The following is a 16,879-nucleotide window of genomic DNA, read 5'->3' on the forward strand; positions in this document are numbered from 1 at the left end:
GCACTCGCTATCGGATATCAGCCAGACAGTGACGATTCCCTCAGGCATCCAGCAACAGCCTTTAAAAAATGCGCTGTCCGGCTACTTCGAATGCCATGGATTTTTAGAACCTCAAGATCTCGAATGTTGCGCGCAATCCTCCGCATTCACGGTTTTCTAAACGCACGCTCCCTCCCAAACGACTTGCGATGGACCGGACGATGGTCAGCCCCAGCCCAGCGCCTTGATCATTTCCACGACTGTAGAACCGCTCAAAAAGTCGATCACATTCTGCTTCATCGATGCCTGGCCCCTCGTCCTCAACACATAATTCGTAGTGATCCTGGTTTTTCATCAACCGCACGGTAATCACTCCCTGGGGAGGGGAAAAGTTGGCGGCATTGGTGACCAAGTTGTTCAAGGCAATATGTATGACGGCTGCATCGACCTTAACAAGGCAGACCTCTTCCATGGGTTCGAACACGAGTTCAAGCCCCTTGCTCAGCAGCCAGGGTGTCATTTGCACCAGACCGCCCCGAATCGTCGCCACTAGATCGATGCTCTGCGCCTCATGAGTTTGGGGTTGCGGTTCGATACGGGCCATGGTCAAGAGTTGATTGACCAGGCGAGTGGTGCGGTCCACACCTACGATCAGGTAATTGAGGGATTCGCGCCGATCTTCCTCACTGACGGCCTCCACGAGGTTTTCTGCGTGGACCTTGAGCACGGCGAGCGGTGTGCGCATTTCATGGGCGGCATCCGCGATAAAGCGTCGCTCACGGCCCATCACCTCCTGGATCTGTGCCAGCACACGATTCAGGGCGGCCTGCATGGGCTCCAGCTCAGTAGGCAGCGGATTCAACTGCAAGGGTTCGAGAGAACCTGAATGCCTCGCTCGCAAGGTTTCAGCCATATTGCTCAACGGTTTGAGCCCCCAGCCAATGGCCAACCAGATCACTGCGGCAAGCAGCAGGCTACCTATCAAGTTAGGTAAAACCGTATGGCGGACGATGCGATCCACCAGGTCGGCACGCACATCGTCCCGCTCTCCCACCCAAATTTTCAGATTGTATTGGGCATCATCCAACACAAATGCGCGCCAGGTTCGGTTGTTGATATCCGTGATGTCACTGAAACCCGGTTTGACCGGAGGCGAACTAAAGGACGGCGCACTGGAGGTGTGCACCAGCAACGTGCCATCCGCGTTCCACACCTGAAAAGCGATTTTGCTTTCATACGGGTGGCCATCCACTCTGGGCGCGGCGAGCCCCAATGCCTGGTTGAACGCCTCATACAGCTTTGCGTGCTCGTTGCTCGCCATTGGCATGCGCATCACGCCCTGCAGCAGACGTGCGTTCTGCGCCAGCTGAGCGTCGTATACCTCGTCGATTTCATGATTGCTGTCGTGGAGATTGACAACGGTCATGAGCAACAGCCCGAGGAACAACAGACCCAGAATCAACCTGAGCGTACGTCGCCGAATAGACGTCATGGGCGCTCTTCCACCAGGTAACCGACCCCACGGATCGTGCGGATCAGTTGGCTCGAAAACTTCTTGCGCAAGTGATGGATATGCACCTCCAGCGTGTTGCTTTCTGCCTCTTCGTTCCAGCCGTAGAGTAACTGCATCAGTTGGTCGCGCGTCATCACCCGACCCGGCGGGGAAAGCAACTCATGGAGTAACTGATACTCCTTGGGGGTCAGGGCGACCGCTTCGCCCTGATAGCTGACTTGTTGAGTTCCCGGGTTCAGGCTGATGCCTGCGTGCTCAATCAACACCTGGGCGCGGCCCGCACTGCGTCGCAGCAACGCCCTGAGGCGTGCCTTGAGTTCTGCCAGGTCGAACGGTTTGATCAAATAGTCGTCGGCACCGGCGTCGAGCCCTGCGATGCGGTCCTCTGTGGCGTCCCGAGCGGTCAGGATCAACACCGGCAGATTGGAGCCACTGTCACGCAAGCGGCGCAGCACTTCGAGTCCATCCATGCGCGGCAAGCCAAGGTCGAGTACGGCCAGATCAAACGTTTCACTGAGCAGAGCATGCAAGGCGCTACTGCCATCCTGTAACCAGTCGACGGTATAGCTTTCTCGTACCAGCGCCTGGTGAATACCCTCGCCCAGAGCGACGTCATCCTCGATCAATAATATGCGCACACGGACTCCTGTCAGCCGAGTTTCTTGGTTATATCCTGCAGCAACGCTTCGATTTCCTTGCGCCGTCCAGCGTCAGCGGTTTCGCGGCCTGGCCTTGGGGCGGCCAGCAGTGCTTTTTGCAGTGCCGCGTGGGCGTCGGTATAGCGCTTTTGACGGTAGAGGTGATCACCCCAGAAGTACAGACTATCGATGCCGTTCGGGTTCAGTTGCAAGGCTTGCTTGAGTAACACCTCTGCTTTGTCCGAGTCGCCGAACCCAATGGGCCAGCCCGGCACGCGATCGTACAACGCAGCAAGGCTGGTATAAGCCGAGCCTTGCAAGGCTTTGGGGTCCAGGGCGATGGCTTTTTCAAGATCGGCCTTTGCCAGCTTGACCTTGCTCAGGGCACCGAGCCCACCCTGGGCGCCGGCCCAACTGCTGGTGACAATGCCGGACCATATCCATGCCTCGGCGACTGACTGGCGTTCTTGAGTAAAGGCGTCGGCCTGCGTGGCGAGCTGTTCAAACGCAGCAGTACGCTGGTCTGCGGGCAGTTCGTATTGGATATGTGCCCAACTTTGCTGAATATTAGCGAGGCGCTGCTGGTCAGCAGCGTCAAGGGCCCAGACGTTATGGCTCATAGCGCCGAGCAACAGGCCACAGAGAATTTTTTTCATGGTTTAGGGTGCTCACTGTCGTTTTTTTCACTGAGGCGACGGACCAGAGGTAACTGTTTGCGCAAGCCTCGGTCCACCAAGTTGGGCAGCAGGCTGTTGAGGCGCACAAAAAATCGCTCTTGCCATCCGAGGTACAAGTCGCGGTGGTCGCCGGCAATTGCGCGGATCACTGCGGATGCGACGGTTTCCGGGTCGTCGACATTGGATTTGAGGGCATCATTCAACGCCTGCGCAGCCGGACTATTCATGGGGGTGCGGGTGGCCCGAGGCGCGACGTATAAAACGCCAACACGGGTGTCTGCCAGTTCTCGGCGCAAGGCTTCGGAAAAACCGCGCAACGCAAACTTGCTCGCGCAATAGCTGGCATATCCGGGATAGCCGATAGAGCCGTACGTGGAGCCAACGTTGACGACCATCGCGCTTGGGGCTTGCTTGAGCAGCGGCAGCAGGATTTTGGTCAGGCAGATCGGTGCGCTGATGTTTACCGCCAGCATTGCATTGATGTCGCTGTCTGCCAGTTGCTCAAGCATGGCGAAGTGGTTGATCCCGGCAGCGTTTATCAGCAAGTTGACCCCGCCCATGGCCTCGGCCGCCGCCAGCACCTTACGACGATCTGCTAGAAACGTGAGGTCGGCACCCACCCACAACACCTGGTTCGGATACTGATCAAGCAACGGCACCAATGACTCTCGGTTCCTCGATACCACCAACACAGAGGCGCCGCTGGCGCACAGGGCATGAGCGATCGCCAGACCGATACCGCCGCTGGCGCCGGTCAATACCGCACGGGCCTCAGACAGGCGCATGCAAACGCTCCCCGTCACGCGGCAAGCCACGAAACATGTCGGTGTAGAGGGTGTAGACGACCTTGGAGGCGTGTATGACCGCAGCCTGATCGCTCGGGTCGTCCAGTGTGTCCATCAATCGGCGATAAGTTTGCATATGTTCAATATCGAGCGAGCCATGGGAACTGAGGTAGCTGAACGCCGTTTCCGGTAACTCAAGGCGTTCGCGAATAGCGCCTGCAGCATGGGTCGCCAAGGCGATGCTGGTACCTTCAAGCACGTTGACCATGCCGAACAGGCCTACTGGGTTATCCCGGGCGATGAGGTCATAGAGGAAGCTGATCATCAGCTCAATGGGCAAGGACGGACGCCCTTCACGCACTGCATCCTTGTCGCCGCCGCAGGCATGGATGTCGTTGAGTACCCATTGTTCATGGCCGTATTCGTCTTCGATGTATTCGCAGACCGCTTTGCGCAGCCACTCCAGGCGCGACGGGAGGCGTGCACCACAGGCCATCATCAACGGTACGGTGTGGCGTACGTGGTAGTAAGCCTGAGTCAGAAAGGCCCGATAGCTTTCCAGGCTGACCCTTCCCTCAAGGGCATCACGAATGACCGGAAGGTTGAACAATTCGGCCCGTTCTTTTTGCGTGGCCAGTTGCAGCGTGTCAAAAAAACTCATGATTCAGATTCCTCGGTGCGTAGGGGAGCAGTCAGTTGTGTCTGGTAAAGCTCGACAATGGCGTCGCGGCGGGGTCTGCCGTTGGCGGTCAGCAGGCCATTGGCGGGCGTGAATGGGTGGGGCAGGCGGGTCCAGTGATGGACTTGGGCGTAATGGGGCAACGCCTCGTTGGCCTCGGCAACCGCCGCCGCCAACGCCTCATCGGTGCAATCGGGTCGATGAGGCCACAACAATGCATGGTTGCTTGGCATGGCTTCGCCATACACGAAGGCTTGGGCGATGTGGCGGCGCTGTGTCAGTTCGGCCTCAACCCATTCAGGGTTCACGTTGCGCCCGAAACTGGTCACGAATTGATGTTTCTTGCGCCCCTTCAGGTAGAGGAAACCTTCATCGTCAAATTCGCCGATGTCGCCACTGGACCACCATTCATGGGCGTGAGGCGGCTCGCCCAGATAACCCAGCAAAGTAGCGCCCTTAATCAGTACTTCGCCGTCCTCGGCCAGACGCACCTCAACGTGCGGCAGCGGTTTTCCGACACTGCCTGCGCGGCGCGCCCCTGGGCTATTGAGGCACACCACCGATGCGCATTCCGACAGCCCGTAACCTTCGTAAACCGGCATGCCAACGCGTTGCGCACGGTCCAGAAGTTCGTGTGAAACGCGCGCGCCGCCCACGGCTGCAAAATGCAGCGTCTTTGGATTGAAGGCGTTCTGTTCGGCAGCACTCACCAGCAGTAACAGCAGCTGTGGCACGAGAATCAGGCTGTCGGGGGCGCGAGAGGCCAGGCAGCCGAGCAGTCGCGGTACATCAACGCCGCTGGCGCCCTGAATACCCAAGGTTGCCTGACTGGGCAGGCTCAGGGTTGCGCCCGCATACAGCGCGGCATAACAGCCGATGTTTTCCAACAGGATCGCAAGGGGCAGAACAGCAAGGTGGTGCTGCGGATCGTTGGGCCGGCTCGCCTCATACAACTCACGCGCGACGCACACAATGCTCTCGGCGCTGAGGCACACGCCTTTGGGGGTGCCGGTAGTGCCCGACGTAAACGTCAGTTTCGCGGTGCCCTCAGGCATCAGCGATGGGCCGTGAACAGCCTTACGCCAGAATTCGCCGGTTTTCTCGAAACCCGCTGTTTGCAGTTCAGACTCCAACTCGACTTCTGCGATTAACAGTTCTGCTTGGCTTTGGTCCAGGCAATGCTTGCGCTGGGAGGGCGTGAAGAACGGTGGCAGCGTTAGGCACGTCAGCCCTTCGAACAGCGCGGCCAGATCCCATATCAGCGCCTCGACGCCGTTATCCAAAGCCAGCGCGACCACCTTGACGTTCTCGTCACGCAGGCGTTCCTGGCGATACACGACCTCGGCATACAACGTGGCGTAGTCCAGCTTCAGCTCATCGCCCCATAAAGAAATGGTGTTTGTGTTGCGCTCAGCATGGCTGCGCAGGGTTCTCTTGAAATGCTCGACTTCAGGCGACATGAGTGGCCTCCAGGAGTGACGTGGGCAAGCCCAGGCGATTGAATAACCCGATGTTGCGCAAATGGATAAAGCCCGCGCGGATATTGCCGACATGCACCCAGGGCTTGCTCTCGTAATAACTGCCCCAACTGTGGCGGTCATCGCCGAGCCGCGCCGGGTCGGCGGCGCACAGCGTCACGGGTTTTAAGCCGAGGCGATGGAAGCTGTTGACCAACCCGATATTCCCCGTAAACGCCACCCACTCAAGCCCGCCCAGGGCCAGCATGTAAGTGAGGGTGATGATGCTCAGACGCGCGCTGCCGTTGTCACTGGCAGCCAGGTTGCCCACCTCGACGATGCAGGCGCGGTCAACCGGCCGGCCGGCAGCGGCGGCGATCAGTGGATCAATCGAATCGTCTAGATAGCGTTCGAGAAAGAGAGGTTCTTCGCTGGCCAGGCGTACGCCGGCGACTGCGCACAATTCTCCGGCCGCATCGCTCATGCCAAACAGTTGCGGCATGAAATGACGAATGTCAGCACCGTGTGCCTGACGAAAGCGTTGCTGCACAAAGGTTTCGAAGTGAGGCCTTGCCGCATCGCTGGGCAGGGCCCGAGCCATACTCAGCGGTGGAGACCCGGCTTGGCCGAAGTGGAGTGGTAATGCGATGTGCCAGTCGAAATCGGCCATTGGACAACGTCTCCCCGGTAGGTTTGGGAAGAGTATCGAGGGCATTTCTTAACGAAGTCTGAATGTGGCAAAAGCCGATGCAAACGCACCTTCAGATTACCTTAAGGCTTGATGGGCACTGTGCTGGCATTCGATTAGGTGACACGTCGGATCGTGGCCGGGCGAATGACTTGCCCGCGTTAATTATTCAAGAGGCGCATCATGACCCCAGACTCAACTGACCATCGTTACGGAAAACTGTCGATCACCTTGCACTGGTTGATGCTGGGACTGTTTGTCGGCGTGTATGCCTGTATCGAAATCAAAGGGCTTTTGCCACGGGGTAATCCGTGGAAAGCGATGTTCCTTGGGTTGCATGGGGTCTTCGGATTGAGCATTTTTGCTCTGGTCTGGATACGCCTGCTGGGTCGCCTGACTCCTCGTCCACCCATAACGCCAAACTTACCGGCGTGGCAGACTGGGGTATCGCACCTGATGCATCTGGCCCTGTATGGCCTGATGATCGCTACGCCCGTGCTTGCCTGGTTAATGTTGTCTGCAGCAGGTAAACCGATGCCTTACTTCGGGTTCTTTTTACCCGCGCTGGTCCAGCCCGATCCAGACTTGGCCAGGCAGTTCAAACATTGGCATGAGCTGCTCGGTAGCAGCGGCTATTGGCTGATCGGTTTGCATGCGGCTGCGGGGCTGTTTCATCACTACTGGGTGCGAGACAACACCCTGACGCGGATGCTACCGAAACGTTAGTGATCTGGGGCTTGAGCGCTTATCGACTTAAAGGTTGCCGCACTACTCAAAAGGGTTGAGTCAGTCTTTAATTTCCGTCGTGGGCGCTGAGGTCCGTTTCAGGGATTGGCTTGCACAGCGGCATGAACCAGCGCGTTCGTCTTGCTAAAGAGCGCGTTGCCATTCTGTGATGGGTTCACTTGACGATAGTTGCCATAAACGATGCGCACGCCCTTAAGTAGGGTGATCGCTGATACAGCGATTACGCGGCGGTGCTCACCATTGTCGGCGAGTATTTCACTTCCCAGAATGAAATAGATGGCTTCGTCGTCCGCCTTTAGAACATGGGTGCCCATCATCCTGAAGTCCGCTCCGGTTACTAAGCTATTGAGTCGAATCTGGGCGTCAGCATTCGTGCGCGAGAAGAGGGTTGGATCTTTAGACATTGCACTTCCAAGTGTGCGGACAAACTCCTTACGGCTCACGCCCTCCATGGGCCGCAGTTGACCATCACGGTCCAGGATGACGCCCAACACCACCCAGTCGGATGAGCTCACTAACTCGGACGGTGCGTTTTTTCTCCACTCTGCCACCTCTTCGCACCTCAAAAACAACGCCAAAATGCGGCTCGACGGCCCAGTGGCCTTGGCTGTCAGTTCAACGAACTTTTGCTCTCCGGGCGTTTCGCCAATCTTGCAGTAGCCTTGAGGCGAAGGCAGCTCAATCGATCTGCCGCCCACTGTGTATTGCTCAGAGTGGGCATCAGTCGCTGCAGTGAGCGCGATTGCGATGCTCGCGAATCGCACGAATAAAAGAAGGCGAACGTTTAGGCGAATGGTCACTTGTTTCTATCCCTGATTGTGGCCTCCGATGAATGTAGCAGAGCGTGACAAGAAGAAATCATTCTCCCAAGTCACGCACATTCCCGTTATTGAGGCTCTGCTAGAAGCGCCACTCTTCGGCCCGAACCAGCCGGCAGAACGGCCCATCAAGGGTTGCATTGTGATGAGCAACGATGTCCTTAGCGCTCATCACTGGCGTGTCTGAACAGGTATGACCTTCGGCAACGAGTACCGCATCGAAGCCAAGATCACGAGCAGCACGGCAGGTGCTGTCGACGCAGTATTGAGTTTTCATGCCGGTGATGACCACACCAGTAACTCCGCGAGACCGCAAATTGTCCGCCAGCTCAGTCATTTCAAAGGCGTTGGGCCGCCGCTTTTCGAATACCACCTCTGTACCCACCAGGTTGAGTTCCTGCGCAAGCATCGTCAACTGACTGTCGGGGCCGATGGGCGATCCAGCGGGCCCGACGTGGCGCGCGAGAAAAATCGGAGCGCCAGCGATGCGGGCTTTGTCCATCAGGCTATTCACTGTTTCCAATAACGCTTCGCAGCGCCATGGTTTTTCCGGGCCGTGAACAAGCCCGACTTGGATATCGAGTATCAATAGGGCGTACATGGGTGCATCTCCTTGCGTTTGAACCAGCGACACAAGGGCATAAAAAAAGGCCCTGTCCATCGCTGGCGGGCCTTTGAAGTTCGTAGGCTATTGGCTCACGACACCTCGCACGCTCCGCATACAGCGGTCGTGGTGGTGGTAGTCGAGGTGAGGCAATAGTGAGTCATGGATCGACACTAACAATCTCGCGGCGAGCTGACAAGCCAGGATCCCAGGCTGAGTGCGTTTGGCCGACTAGACAGTGCAAGTCTGCGGCCATCTGATGCCTGACGTGCCATGGTCGTTACCCACAGGCCGACAACCACGTGCAGGAAGCACGGTTCAGTTCAAAGGCGGAAATTGGAGCTAAAGAGGAGGGCAGTCATTTGCCATTAAAGGAACGCGAAATTGCAGCAGCTGCTCTGATTCGCATACGTCCCTGTGCGCGGCCCTGTCGGTCGGCCCCTGGAGATTCAAGGTTCACTTCCTGTCTACCAAGGAAGGCGTTCTCCGTTATAGGCAAAGAAATTACCGCTGTCAGCAGGCCCTAAGCGGTCAATCAGAGATAACAGCTCATGCGCCGCAATGTTTGCCGGCCTGGCTTCAGAGGCACCTCGAAAGGGGTGTGACAGGCCTGAAATAACCGTGCCGGGATGAAGACTTAACAAGCGCGTCTGAGGCCGGGTTCGTGCCAGCTCGATGGCGGCCGTTTTAATCATCATGTTCAGTGCCGCCTTGGAGGCGCGATAGGCGTACCAGCCGCCCAAACGGTTATCACCGATGCTACCCACCTTGGCAGAGAGCATCGCCATAGCGCCTCGTGGGTCAAGCAAGGGCAAAAAGTGACGTAAAACCAGCGCAGGCCCGATGGTGTTGACCTGGAATATCGCCTGGAGCGTATCCGCTTCAATAGCGGAGTAGCTTTTTTCAGGTTTGATTTCGTCGCGATGGAGCAAACCGGCAGCATGCAAAATTAATTGGTAGGGGGCTTCTTGAGCTAATTCGGAGGCCGCGCTGGCAATACTGTCGGCCTCTTCCAGATCGAGGCATGGAACACTGTTGCGCCCCAGCTCACGCACATACGCGCAACTTGGATCCTGATTGAGCAACTCACAAAAAGCCGAGCCGATCGCTCCACTGGCACCTATCACGAGGGCACGATAGCCCTCACCAAGCGAGTTCATCTTGAAGGGACTTTTCATCTGGGCGCTCCTGCGGTCTGGTTCGATTTGTTGGTGTTAACCCATTCGTCCAATCAGTTGCAGAAACTCCTGACGCGACGCGGACGACTCGCGAAAGGCTCCCAGCATCACCGAAGATGTCATCACCGAGTTTTGCTTCTCCACGCCTCGCATCATCATGCACATGTGCTTAGCCTCAATGACCACTGCCACGCCGGCCGCATCGGTGATGTGCTGAATGGCGTCAGCAATTTGTTTTGTGAGGTTTTCCTGGATCTGTAAGCGGCGGGCGAACATATCGACCACTCGGGCCACCTTCGACAGGCCCAATACCCTTCCAGTAGGGATGTATGCCACATGAGCCTTGCCGATGAAGGGCAGCATGTGATGCTCACACAATGAATACAGTTCGATGTCGCGCACGATGACCATTTCATCGTTTTGCGATTCGAACAATGCGCCATTGATCACTTCTTCCAGGCTCATTGTGTAGCCATTGCACAGGTACTGCATTGCTTTGGCTGCGCGCTTGGGGGTGTCCAGCAGTCCTTCACGCTCAGGGTTCTCGCCTACGCCGACGAGAATTTCACGGTAGTGTTCGGCTAATGATGGGCTCATCTTGATTCCTCGCAGCCATGCTGCGGTTTAAGTGTCGGCAATCCATGGCGGTAGGAACGTATCTGCTGCGCACGATCTGACGCAGATGGCACGGGGGTCGCCAGATCAGCCATGACCCACCTTCTTCGTCGGGACCATGACAACGCAAAGCGTTCTAGGTCTGCTTTTTTTTCAAAATGGCCTGCTTGTCTGATGCGGGTTTTGACGCCGGCACCGCGCACTGCTGATCGACACAGCGGCGGCCACCCTCTGGATGAGGTAACCACGCCAAATGGGGGCGTAAACGGCAGAAAAGGCGATAACCGAATTCAAACAGCGGGCGCAATGCACTCCACGTCAGTGGCGTGGCCCAAAAACCTAAGCCAGCCGCTCGCCAACTCCACAGAGTGGCATCCAGGCCGGTAACCCAGCGGCCATCAGCGAAACGAGCGTGCAGCGAGGACTGCATGTGCGCGAACGTCAACCCGAGTGCCTTGGCATCGAATGCACCGCTGCTGATGTCCACAAAAAGCAGTCGATCCGTTACGGCGCGTCCTCGCAGGAACTTGATTTCTCGCGCGCACAGAGGGCATTCACCGTCAAAATACAGCGTCAACGGCCACTTCATTTTCTTGTACATCGTAATGGACCTTGTATAGGTTTATACAAGATAGGCTGAAAGAAACGGGCTGACAATGGGCACTGTGCTGTAGCTGCGTGATGGGCACGCCCAGTGTTGTGAAGGGATCGTCCGCCCCTTCGGCATCAAGCTTCCAGAGGGAGGGCCACGGCTAAGTGTCGTTGCGCAGAAGGGAGGAGGGGGCAGGCGTAAATTGTTTCATGTAGCTTGAGTACGAGAGGGCCTGTGACGGCCCATTTTTGGTCAACGTTTGCTGCGCCGGCAGCGCTCCGAGCAATAACGGACTTCGTCCCAGCAGCGCGCCCATTTCTTCCTCCAAGTGAAGGGAAGACCACAGATCACGCAGGTTTTTACGGGAAGCTCACTCTTTTTCACGGATATTACTACCGGCTGGTGCGATCAATAGATCTCGTGGATAACCCGCCAAGATCGTGGCCCTGGTGCAAGTAATGCTCCCTATGGCCGTGAGACTTCCGTTTCTCATCAATCCTTGCTCGGTACTCCCGGCACATCCATGTTGATCTTGCGCCAAAAGGCTTCAGAGAAGCTGTACACCGAGAAGGCAATCAGCCCCAAGGCCATCACCATCAAAATCAACCAACCAGAAGGTAGATTTTGGAGCGCATCCAGCGATTCCTTCATACCAGGTGGATCCATGGCTTGATAAGTGGAACCACTGATGGCCAGTAACAACGCAATTTCTAAAAACACGACTCCGCGGGCGATTAGTCCGAATCGTGATACCGGGCGGACGTATCGCATGACGTCTTCATCGGCCTCAAAATATCTCTCGAATGACGCTTTCCATCCCTTGATGATGTGAGCGATACCAACCCCAAGCGGAACGAGTGCGATCAGGTATACCAACACATTCGAGTGATCCCATGACAAGAGATGCGCTAACCAGTCTTTGGTTTGCCCTCCAGAATCGCCCGAGCTTTTAATACCGCTAATGAGTAGGCCCAACGCAAAAAACGCTAGAGCGCCGTTGAACATACCTCCCGCGAACAGACCAGCGCGAATCACCAACCCTTTGAATTTCTTGCCATGATGGTCGACATCGCGTGTAGCTTGCAGGATGCGCCACGCCGCAAATGCGAGGAGGCCAGCTACCACAAGGCCAACTAGAAAATAGCCAAAGGGTTGGCTTAGCAGTGCTTCCAGGCTTTTATGGCTGTCCTTCGGTTTCGTCGAATCTTGTGCTGCCAGCAGTGCGAAGATACCGATGATCAAATAAAGCAATCCCCGAGCGGCGTAGCCTCCCCGAGCGAGTATTACCAGGCTATGTTGCGCGGACATTCGATGTATTCCTGAGATCTGATACAAGAGCAGACCCCTATCGCTGGGTGGGGTTCTATATACCAAGTCGAAGGGTGAAGTGATTTAAAAATCCCCAACGCCGACCGCAGTCGAGATTGCCTCGCCCAAGCGGGTCTTTTGGGCCTACAGTTTTGAGAGTCACTCACTTTAAGGAATACATACGTCCGGCACTTGCTGTTGACTTCGGGCAATGTGCATCCCTCAACGAAAGCTGGGGCAAGGGATGGGAAGGGTGCTTCGATCGGTTTTCCTTCACGCCATTGGCGGCAGCGTCCATCGGCCAGGCTACCTTGTTGCGCATGTCCGGGATTCTTCTTAATCGCATGGGCGTTGCCCCATTGATACAAGAGCCCAAGCGTCAGCTGCAGAATGAAAAAAACCGAGCACTTACGGCGCTTTGATCAACTGTTGGCCGACAGCCCTGACTTTCTGGTTACTCGTGCGTATGCCCAGTTCAGAACGCCGAATACTCTGGTGAGTTTAGAAGGCGCCCGAGGTGTGTGGTTTCGACGTAGCAAGCCCCAGAAGCTTTGCTCAAGATTCTAGCTACGTGCCAACCAGGCAAAATATCGTTGGCAGTACCAGACGCTGACAAATGGACGGCTGGAAGCGGTGACAGCCTGCAGCTTGGCGATCACATCAGCATTATTTGGAAATTGACTGATTCCTGATGAACGCCATTCAACAATTGGGAAAGGGACAGTAGACGTTGAGGGGTATATGGCTGATGAGCATCTCTGACATAGCACATCGTTTAACATAATATACATTATGCGTAACCATATGTTTCTGAATGCCAGCCGTAGGCCTGCAGAATTCACACACCACCCCAGCATTTTCCGCCTAGCTGATGGCAACCCCCTTAAGCGTCATCTTTACTCGTCCCAACGGATGTCAGTGCCTTGGAGGTTTTGCATGAAGTCGATTGCAGTCATGGTGTTCATACTCGCGATGCTCGGTGGCTGCGACGTCAGCTTCAACAACAACACGCCTAATGTCACTGCAACCGATCCTGGAACGCCGCAACAGCAACAGCGTGTTTTCGATAAAGCTGTGGGATTTTTGGGGTTACTTGATGCGGGCACAGCCGAAATGACTTGGCCCGCAGTCAGTCCCGTGCTGCAAGCCAAAACCTCTAAGTTGATGTGGGCCAGTAGCCTCAAAGGCCTGCGACTGGGGCTGGGTTCATTCCAGAGGCGCGAACCTGTCGCGATTGGTTTTATCGATCAGCTACCTGACGCGCCTGCCGGAAATTATGCGGTGATCGAGTTTGCCTCGATATTTTCCACGACCTCTGTTCAAGAGAAAGTGATCATGCGCGACGACGACAAGCACTGGGGAATCGTCGGGTATTTCGTCCATAAGAGCATTGTTTTCGGTGACGGTACTAAGAAATCCCCCTAGCCCGGCCCTGCCCCAATTATTCGATAATGACATAACTCAACTAAATATCTATTTAGTTGAGTTATATATGAGTCATTCCTACGCTACCCCTGTTAGAGCTGAAAACGGTCCACAGATTGCGACAGTTTGCCTGCTAGATTGGCCAGTTCATCCGTAGTTGAGGCAGTTTGCCCGATCACGCGGCTGTTGTTTTCCGACATGCCAGCGATCATCTCCACCTGATGGGAGATTTCATTGCTGGCCAGGCTTTGTTCCCCGATGGTGCGCGAAATGTCGTTCACCAACTCCGTGGTGTTCAACGTGGCCTGCAGAATCTCGCGGATTGCCCGTTCTACTTCTGCTGTCACCGCCATGCCTTTGTCCACTTGAGTGACGCCCTCCTCCATGCTGGTCACCGCTTCCCGAGTATTTTGCTGGATGCGTCCGACCATGCTGGCAATTTCCTGGGTCGAAGCGCTGGTGCGACCCGCCAGGCTGCGCACTTCATCGGCGACCACCGCAAACCCCCTGCCTTGTTCTCCCGCGCGGGCAGCCTCAATCGCTGCGTTGAGGGCCAATAAGTTGGTCTGGTCGGCGATGCCTTTGATGACTTGGATAATGCTGAAAATCGCCTCGGACTCCTTGTCCAGCGTGCGGATCACCTGAGCCGATTGCTGGGCTGAACGGGCAATACCGTCCATGTCCTTGACCACTTGGTGAATGACGCGACCGCCGTCCTTGGCCAAGGCTTCAGCCTGATTGGCCATGTCCAGGGCGCGGCCGGCGTGCCGGGTGATTTCTTCGATGCTCGCCGTCATTTCACTCGCAGCAGCGGCCATGGTGCTGGCGGCCGCGCTTTGCTGCTGGCTGCTGCCGGCGACTTCATGGCAGCCGTGGCTCAGTTGCTCGCTCATGCCATTGACGCCATGAGCGTTGCTGCGCACCACTTCGATCATGCCGCGCAAGTCGCGCTGCATGGTGGCAAGGCTGAGAATCAGCGCGCCTGCTTCATCATTGCGCTTAGGTTCGACAATCGGCTCGCTCAAGTTGCCCCTGGCGATACTCGCCGCAATGCGGCTGGCGGTCTGCAGCGGCCCCATGATGCTCAGGATGACCCAGCGGCCCTGAGCCAACAGCAGCAATACGCTGGCAATCAACACCGTGCCCAGGGTGAAGTTCGCATTACTGATTGCGTGCTGAGTGCTAGCGCCGGTCTGCTGGGTATTGGTTTCGATCAGCTCACTCAGCGCCGCCATTTGGTCTTCCAGACGGCTGAACGCAGTGTTGAAACTCTCCAGTTCTGCGCGAGCGGCTTCGGGATTTTCCAACGCCAGCGCGACGATACGTTCGCCGGCGCTTATATAGGTATCGAGGCTGGGTTTGATTTTTTCCAGACTGGCTTTAAGGCTGTCATCCAGGGGCAACTTGAGGTTGTCCCCCAGCACCTCCCGGAAGTGCTCTGAATGTTCCTTGATCGAACTCGTCACCTCGGCCTTGGTACTGGCGCTTTTCCCCAAGCCCACCAACATGGCCGACAACACGTCGGCGCGCAGGGCATCGTGCATCATGTCGGCTTCCATGTGGTTGCGCAGTACCGTCATGGCGACCTCATTGGCCTGCACAGCCTCGCCCATCCGCGTGTTGCCCAGGTAACTGGCCAGGCTCATGACCAGGGCGGTAAGCAACCCGGTCGCTATCAACAGCATCAAGCGTAGTTTGATCGTCATGCGGGTATCCCCATACCTTGGCCGCGGGTTGGGAACCCAACCTCTATTAACGTTATCGGCAGCAGTCACTGGTTAGTGAAGCCTAAGTTTGCGGATCTGCGAGGATCCCTTAAGCTGGCCATCCTTTGCTCCGCCCGGAAATGCCCATGTCTCGAAGTATTGCCCACTTGGCCCTGCTCCTGGGGTTGATCACGGCCGTTGGCCCGTTCGCCATCGACATTTATCTGCCTGCGCTGCCAACCCTTGGCGCGAGCCTGCACGCCTCGCCGGCCGCCGTACAGATGAGCCTGACCGTGTTCTTTGTGATCGTGGGGGTATGCCAGCTGTTCTACGGCCCCATCAGCGATGTATTCGGACGCAAACCGCCGATTTATGCCGGACTGCTGATTTTTGCCATCGGCAGTATCGGCTGCGCCCTGGCGCCGACCATTGAAGTGCTGATTGGATTTCGTGCCCTGCAAGCATTTGGTGCGTGCGCCGGCATGGTGATCCCTCGGGCTATCGTTCGCGATCTGTACACCGGCCATGAAGCCGCGCGGCTGATGTCATTGCTGATGCTGGTGATGAGTGTCTCGCCAATTCTTGCCCCGCTGGCTGGCAGTGTGGTGATTGCGCTCTGGAGTTGGCGCGAAGTGTTCGCCGTGCTGGCGGTGGTGGCCGTGTTGTGCCTGGTGATGACGGCCGTGCAATTGCCCGAAACCCACCCGCCCGAGCGTCGTATGGGTAAAACCCTGGGCACTGCATTCAGCAGTTATGGGGCTCTGCTGCGCGATCCTGTGTTTATCGGATTGTCGGTGGTCTGCGGCTTTGGGTTGGCAACGTTCTTTGTTTTTATTGGCAGCGCGCCCTTTGTGTACATCGAGTATTTCGGCCTGACACCCACGCAATTCAGCCTGTGTTTTGCCCTGAATGCGGCGTCATTTTTCGCTATGAGCCAGCTGACGGCGCGCCTGAGCGCACGCTTCGGTCTGGTGCCGTTGATACTTTGGTCAGTTACGGCGGTGGCTGCAGTGATGCTCCTGCTGGCGGTCACCACGCTGTGGGTTGATAGCTTGGTCCTGATGATGACGTTGCTGTTTATCGGCTTCGGCTTCCTTGGCTTGCTGTTGCCTGCCTCGGGTGTGTTGGCCCTGGAGGACCATGGCGCGGTGGCGGGTTCTGCATCCGCTTTGCTTGGCGCGATTCAAATGATCACAGGGGCGGTGTCCATGACCCTTGTTGGAGTCTTTGCCGACCACACCCCGGCGCCAATGATCATCGGTATTGCGATGTGTGCCGTTGCGGCGATGCTCACGGTGATCTGGACATTGCGCCGTTTGCCCGCCCACTTGGCGAGTGCCCCGCCCTCCTCCTGAGGGGTAACAACAGGGCTCGGCGTTAACCACTCGTCGGCCCTGGGCAGGATCCAGCCCAACTATCGCCGGCCAAGGAATTACTAACTCCATAGCACCCTTAGGAACCTATGGAGAT

The 16,879-nt window shown here is 56.7% G+C and carries 18 protein-coding genes; 3 read left to right on the plus strand and 15 right to left on the minus strand.

Annotation, left to right across the window (positions count from 1 at the left end):
• Positions 1 to 103: 103 nt before the first annotated feature.
• The 7 genes from AOA61_RS19645 to AOA61_RS19675 are packed head-to-tail and all read right to left on the minus strand — an operon-like array spanning position 104 to position 6,398.
• The gene (locus AOA61_RS19645) at positions 104 to 1,471 is read right to left on the minus strand and encodes an ATP-binding protein (protein WP_095184774.1); all 1,368 of its coding nucleotides are present in this window, start codon (positions 1,469 to 1,471) and stop codon (positions 104 to 106) included.
• A complete protein-coding gene (locus AOA61_RS19650) occupies positions 1,468 to 2,130 on the minus strand; it encodes a response regulator (RefSeq protein WP_032887337.1) in 663 nt (220 codons plus the stop codon). The genes AOA61_RS19645 and AOA61_RS19650 overlap by 4 nt, the downstream gene beginning before the upstream one ends.
• Positions 2,131 to 2,141: 11 nt before the next feature.
• Positions 2,142 to 2,786: a tetratricopeptide repeat protein gene (locus tag AOA61_RS19655; protein ID WP_095184773.1), complete on the minus strand. Its 645-nt coding sequence runs from the start codon at positions 2,784 to 2,786 to the stop codon at positions 2,142 to 2,144.
• Entirely contained in the window at positions 2,783 to 3,592 is an 810-nt protein-coding gene (locus tag AOA61_RS19660; protein WP_032887333.1) for an SDR family oxidoreductase, read from the minus strand. The genes AOA61_RS19655 and AOA61_RS19660 overlap by 4 nt, the downstream gene beginning before the upstream one ends.
• Positions 3,579 to 4,253, minus strand: a complete 675-nt coding sequence (locus AOA61_RS19665; protein ID WP_099602478.1) for a TenA family transcriptional regulator — start codon at positions 4,251 to 4,253, stop codon at positions 3,579 to 3,581. The genes AOA61_RS19660 and AOA61_RS19665 overlap by 14 nt, the downstream gene beginning before the upstream one ends.
• A complete protein-coding gene (locus tag AOA61_RS19670) occupies positions 4,250 to 5,731 on the minus strand; it encodes an AMP-binding protein (RefSeq protein WP_099602479.1) in 1,482 nt (493 codons plus the stop codon). Before AOA61_RS19670 ends, AOA61_RS19665 begins: the two co-directional genes overlap by 4 nt.
• Entirely contained in the window at positions 5,721 to 6,398 is a 678-nt protein-coding gene (locus AOA61_RS19675) for a thermostable hemolysin (RefSeq protein ID WP_032887326.1), read from the minus strand. Before AOA61_RS19675 ends, AOA61_RS19670 begins: the two co-directional genes overlap by 11 nt.
• Before the next feature lie 201 nt (positions 6,399 to 6,599).
• On the opposite strand from AOA61_RS19675, the gene AOA61_RS19680 reads away from it, so the two are divergent.
• Complete coding sequence (locus tag AOA61_RS19680; protein WP_099602480.1) at positions 6,600 to 7,142, plus strand: cytochrome b; 543 nt, start codon at positions 6,600 to 6,602, stop codon at positions 7,140 to 7,142.
• Between the two features lie 98 nt (positions 7,143 to 7,240).
• Here the strand turns inward: AOA61_RS19680 and AOA61_RS19685 are convergent, their stop codons facing one another.
• The 7 genes from AOA61_RS19685 to AOA61_RS19715 all read right to left on the minus strand — a co-directional run bounded on the left by AOA61_RS19685 (position 7,241) and on the right by AOA61_RS19715 (position 12,278).
• Positions 7,241 to 7,963, minus strand: coding sequence for a hypothetical protein (locus AOA61_RS19685; RefSeq protein ID WP_099602481.1), 723 nt, complete (start codon positions 7,961 to 7,963; stop codon positions 7,241 to 7,243).
• Positions 7,964 to 8,063: 100 nt separating this feature from the next.
• Positions 8,064 to 8,582, minus strand: a complete 519-nt coding sequence (locus AOA61_RS19690) for an isochorismatase family protein (RefSeq protein ID WP_099602482.1) — start codon at positions 8,580 to 8,582, stop codon at positions 8,064 to 8,066.
• 470 nt (positions 8,583 to 9,052) lie between these two features.
• On the minus strand, positions 9,053 to 9,763 hold the full coding sequence (locus AOA61_RS19695) for an SDR family NAD(P)-dependent oxidoreductase (RefSeq protein WP_099602483.1): 711 nt from the start codon (positions 9,761 to 9,763) through the stop codon (positions 9,053 to 9,055).
• Between the two features lie 36 nt (positions 9,764 to 9,799).
• Entirely contained in the window at positions 9,800 to 10,360 is a 561-nt protein-coding gene (gene folE, locus AOA61_RS19700) for a GTP cyclohydrolase I FolE (protein ID WP_032887313.1), read from the minus strand.
• Positions 10,361 to 10,514: 154 nt separating this feature from the next.
• On the minus strand, positions 10,515 to 10,979 hold the full coding sequence (locus AOA61_RS19705; protein ID WP_099602484.1) for a thiol-disulfide oxidoreductase DCC family protein: 465 nt from the start codon (positions 10,977 to 10,979) through the stop codon (positions 10,515 to 10,517).
• A 243-nt stretch (positions 10,980 to 11,222) separates the two neighbouring features.
• Positions 11,223 to 11,354, minus strand: a complete 132-nt coding sequence (locus AOA61_RS19710; protein ID WP_081797726.1) for a DUF2256 domain-containing protein — start codon at positions 11,352 to 11,354, stop codon at positions 11,223 to 11,225.
• Positions 11,355 to 11,462: 108 nt separating this feature from the next.
• Positions 11,463 to 12,278, minus strand: coding sequence for a DUF1206 domain-containing protein (locus tag AOA61_RS19715; RefSeq protein WP_099602485.1), 816 nt, complete (start codon positions 12,276 to 12,278; stop codon positions 11,463 to 11,465).
• A 936-nt stretch (positions 12,279 to 13,214) separates the two neighbouring features.
• On the opposite strand from AOA61_RS19715, the gene AOA61_RS19720 reads away from it, so the two are divergent.
• Entirely contained in the window at positions 13,215 to 13,703 is a 489-nt protein-coding gene (locus AOA61_RS19720) for a DUF4019 domain-containing protein (protein WP_099602486.1), read from the plus strand.
• 92 nt (positions 13,704 to 13,795) lie between these two features.
• On the opposite strand, the gene AOA61_RS19725 is transcribed toward AOA61_RS19720, so the two are convergent.
• On the minus strand, positions 13,796 to 15,409 hold the full coding sequence (locus AOA61_RS19725; RefSeq protein ID WP_032887306.1) for a methyl-accepting chemotaxis protein: 1,614 nt from the start codon (positions 15,407 to 15,409) through the stop codon (positions 13,796 to 13,798).
• 146 nt (positions 15,410 to 15,555) lie between these two features.
• Between AOA61_RS19725 and AOA61_RS19730 the strand changes: the two genes are divergently transcribed.
• On the plus strand, positions 15,556 to 16,764 hold the full coding sequence (locus AOA61_RS19730) for a multidrug effflux MFS transporter (RefSeq protein WP_099602487.1): 1,209 nt from the start codon (positions 15,556 to 15,558) through the stop codon (positions 16,762 to 16,764).
• Positions 16,765 to 16,879 lie beyond the last annotated feature (115 nt).

It is taken from the genome of Pseudomonas sp. 2995-1 (genome assembly GCF_002742505.1).
Taxonomy (GTDB): domain Bacteria; phylum Pseudomonadota; class Gammaproteobacteria; order Pseudomonadales; family Pseudomonadaceae; genus Aquipseudomonas; species Aquipseudomonas sivasensis.